General features: G+C 54.8%; 3 protein-coding genes. All 3 read left to right on the top strand.

The window, feature by feature from the left end; translation table 11 throughout:
- On the top strand, positions 1–1,098 hold a 1,098-nt coding region (locus tag R2I50_RS10005), incomplete at its 5' end, for a Glu/Leu/Phe/Val dehydrogenase dimerization domain-containing protein (RefSeq protein WP_316608999.1).
- Between the two features lie 162 nt (positions 1,099–1,260).
- Positions 1,261–2,511 carry a glycoside hydrolase family 3 N-terminal domain-containing protein gene (locus R2I50_RS10000; protein WP_316608998.1) on the top strand — a complete coding sequence of 417 codons (1,251 nt, stop codon included), beginning with the start codon at positions 1,261–1,263 and terminating at the stop codon, positions 2,509–2,511.
- A 128-nt stretch (positions 2,512–2,639) separates the two neighbouring features.
- The gene (locus tag R2I50_RS09995) at positions 2,640–4,127 is read left to right on the top strand and encodes a hypothetical protein (protein ID WP_316608997.1); all 1,488 of its coding nucleotides are present in this window, start codon (positions 2,640–2,642) and stop codon (positions 4,125–4,127) included.
- Positions 4,128–4,271 lie beyond the last annotated feature (144 nt).

The following is a 4,271-nucleotide window of genomic DNA, read 5'->3' as shown; positions in this document are numbered from 1 at the left end:
AACTCCGCTATCGGCCCGTACAAGGGCGGTCTGAGATTCCATCCGTCCGTATATATCGGTATCATCAAGTTCCTCGGCTTTGAGCAGATCTTCAAGAACTCTCTGACCGGTCTGCCGATCGGCGGCGGTAAGGGCGGTTCCGACTTTGATCCCAACGGCAAGTCCGATATGGAGATCATGCGCTTCTGCCAGAGCTTCATCACCGAGCTGTTCCGTCACATCGGTCCCGATACCGACGTTCCCGCAGGCGACATCGGCGTAGGCGGTCGTGAGATCGGCTTCATGATGGGTCAGTACAAGCGTATCCGTGATTGCTATGACGGCACTCTGACCGGTAAGGGCACCGAGAACGGCGGTCTGGCGGGTCGTGCCGAGGCTACCGGTTACGGCGTAGTCTTCTATGCGCGCGAGATGCTCAAGCACTTCGGCGAGGAGCTCGCAGGCAAGAAGGTCGTTCTGTCCGGCTTCGGTAACGTTACCTGGGGTACCGCTCTGAAGCTGACTGAACTCGGCGCGAAGGTCATCACCATCTCCGGTCCCGACGGCTACATCCTCGACGAGGACGGTATCAGCGGCGACAAGATCGATTACCTGCTCGAGCTGCGCGGCTCCGGTAAGAATATCTGCTCTCCCTATGCCGAGAAGTATCCGAACGCGAAGTTCTTCCCGGGTGAGAAGCCCTGGGGCGTTAAGGCTGACCTGTACATCCCCTGCGCAACTCAGAACGAGATCCGCATCGAGGATGCCAAGAAGATGGTCGAGAACGGCACCAAGTTCCTGTGCGAGGCTGCTAACATGCCCACCACCAACGAGGCGATCGAGTACCTCAAGGAGAACAACGTCGTTATCGGACCCTCCAAGGCTGCTAACGCCGGCGGCGTAGCTTGCTCCTGCATCGAGATGAGCCAGAACGCGGGTCACACCGTCTTTACCGCTGACGACGTCTACGCTCAGCTGGAGAACATCATGGTCAACATCTTCAATCAGTCCATCGCTGCTTGCAAGAAGTACAACCTGGGCGACGATCTGATCGCCGGCGCGAACATCGCAGGCTTCGAGCGCGTTGCGAACGCAATGCTTCTGCAGGGTATTGTCTGATAAATACTTCCTGTGAATTGTAGCAGATACGGAGCTCCCCACGCGGGAGCTCCTTTTGTTTTGCGTTTTTCTATTGACAGCTATCTCAAAACAGAATACTATTAAAACAGTTGATATAGCCACAGGGCTTCACAATGACGATTGATAAAGGGAGCTGATCACATGGCACGGCATTATCGGGAACCGGCGACACAACGTAAGAATACCGGCAAAAAAGTCGGGCTCATCATCGGGATCGTCCTGTTCGCGGTGGGGCTCGTCTGCATCGGGATCGCGGTGTGGACGCAGTTTTTCATCAAGCCCGACATCGACCCGCCCCCGTATCAGGCGGTCGACGCAACCGTCATGCAGACGGAGACCGAAGCCCCTGCCGAGCCCGGTTCCGCCGAAAAGGCAAGGCAGTATATCGCGGGCATGACCGCGCGGGAGAAGATCTGTCAGCTGTTTATCGCGACTCCCGAGGCGATCACCGGTGCAGACAGCGTGATCATGGCGGGCGATCAGACAAAAGCCGCGATTGAGCAGTATCCCGTCGGCGGCGTGATCTACTTCTCGGACAACCTGATCGACGCCGAACAGGTCAAAACCATGATCACCAATACCCAAAGCTATTCAAAGACGCCGCTGTTCATCGGTGTGGACGAGGAGGGCGGCACCGTCGCCCGCTGCGCCGAGAAGCTGGGAACCACCGTCTTCTCCGATATGTACACCTACAGGGAGCAGGGCGCTCAGACAGCCCGTGACAATGCGCGCGCCATCGCGTCGGATATCCGCGGCTTCGGCTTCAATCTCGATTTCGCGCCCGTCGCGGATGTGTGGACGAATCCCGAGAACACTGTCATCGCCGAACGCGCCTATTCCGATGATTATAACGAGGCGGCGTCGCTGGTTTCGTCGGCTGTTGCGGGCTTTCATGAAGGCGGGGTACTATGCTCGCTCAAGCATTTTCCCGGTCACGGCGATACCCTGGAGGACAGTCATAACGGACTCGCGTCCGTCAGCAAGACTGCCGACGAGCTGAAATCGGGCGAGCTGCTGCCCTTCAAGGCGGGGATCGAGGCGGGCGCCGATATGGTGATGATCGGTCATCTGACCGTTCCCGCGCTCGACGACAAGCCCGCTACGCTCTCCAAGGTCATCGTCCCGTCGCTTCTTCGAGGGAATCTCGCCTACAACGGCGTGACCGTGACCGACAGCATGATGATGGGCGCGATCACGGAAAACTATCATTTTGACGAGATCGTGCAGGGAATCTTCGACGCAGATATCGACCTGATCCTTTGTCCCGATAACCTCGACGCATATATCTCCGCGATCGAGCAGAAGCTCAGCGACGGCAGTATCACCGAGGAACAGCTCGATACAAAGCTTATGCGGATACTGACGCTGAAATATAACCGCGGAATTATGTGAAATCAGCATAAAAAGTAAGAAGTAATTTATACATCTGAATATATTGCACAAAAATATCTGTGTGTTATAATAAAAATAGGATGATACATCGATCATGGCGAGAGTGAAAGAAAAACAGGAGGTCCATGATGAAAAAGCTGCTTTCTTTTACGTTAACGTTTATTATGGTTTGTTCCGTATGTTCCGCTGCTGCGGGAGCACGCGAAACGTGGATCGACAACTATTATTACGGTACCGGCGATCCTTTTTACCTGAACTATCCGACCAGAGAAGAGATCATTGCAAAGGCGAAGGAGCTTGATATCGATCTGAGTCATGTCGACGGATACGCTCAGGAATACTCGCTGGATCCTGCGGATTATCGGCTTGGAAAGCTCGACGACAGCACCTATACCCAGGCGCTGAACGTCCTCAATTTTTACCGGTACGTGGCGGGTCTGCCGTGTGATGTTGAGATCGACGAAGCGTATAACGAGCTTGCTCAGGCGGGTATGCTGGTCAACGCCGCTAACAATACGCTCTCGCATTATCCCGATCAGCCCGAGGGAATGTCCGATGAGCTCTATGAGCTTGGCAAGGAAGGCGCAGGCAAATGTAACATCGCATGGAGACACGAGAGCCTGCCGCTCTCTTTCCAGAACGGATGGATGGATGACTCTAATAAGAGCAATATCGACCGCGCAGGTCACCGCCGATGGATACTGAATCCGATGATGAAGTACACCGGATTCGGCGAGGTAGGCGATTTCACCGCTATGTATTCTCTGGACAGGAGCCGTGAAGGTCGCTTTGCGGGCGATTATATCGCGTGGCCTGCTGCGAACACGCCGCTCGATCTCTTTGTCGGCTCGCTTATCACCGTCAGCCTGGGCGCCTCATACGATGATCCTGTCGCGGATAAGATTTCCGTTGAGATCCGCTCCGAGACACAGGGCAGAAGCTGGACGGTCAACAGCAAAAGCGAGGACGCTGCGTTTTACGTCAACACCGGCAGCTTCGGTATCGACCGATGCATCATCTGCAAGGTCGCCGACTTCACTGCCGACGACACCCTGCATATCCGCATCAGCGGCATCACCAAGAACGGTACGGAAGCGCCGATCGAATATACGGCAAACCTTTTCTCGCTCTCTTCGGTTGAGCTTGATCGCACGACCGTCATGACCCGTCCTTCGTGGGGAGCCGACTTCAATTACACTGCAAGCTCGCTTCTGTCGAAGGATACCCCTAAGGTGAGCTGGCGCTCGGAGGATCCCGATGTAAGCGGGATCTGGTTATATAAAGACCGCCCTGTTTATTATGGCGTCAGCGAGGGCAGAACAACGATCACCGTCTATACCGGCGGGGCATATGTTGATGTGGACGTCATTGTCAGGAATTCTAAATTTCTGCTCGGCGACGCCGACGGAGATGATGAGGTCAGCGTGCTGGACGTTACCACCGCGCAACGAAGCTTATCTTTGATAAAGGTATCCGAGTTCTGCGATTATCTGTTTGATATAGACAGCGACGAGGAGATCGGCGCGATTGATGTCGCGCTTGTGATGCGCTGGCTCGCTGAAATGCCATCTAATCCGGCGATCGGCACCGGTATGCAATCCCCCTTTACCTATTGACCCGGAATACAATGCGAAACGCCTCCGTTTGGAGGCGTTTCAGTCTGTAGAAAAACCTAAAAAGCCTTCCTTTGGGAAAGGAAGGTGCCTCCGCAAGGAGGCGGATGAATTGTATTGATTGTTTGAGCGAAGCGAGTCACATTC

It is taken from the genome of uncultured Ruminococcus sp. (assembly GCA_902785355.1).
GTDB lineage: Bacteria > Bacillota > Clostridia > Oscillospirales > Acutalibacteraceae > Ruminococcoides.
The sequence above is the reverse complement of the archived record's forward strand: the minus strand, read 5'-3'. Positions and strand labels throughout refer to the sequence as shown.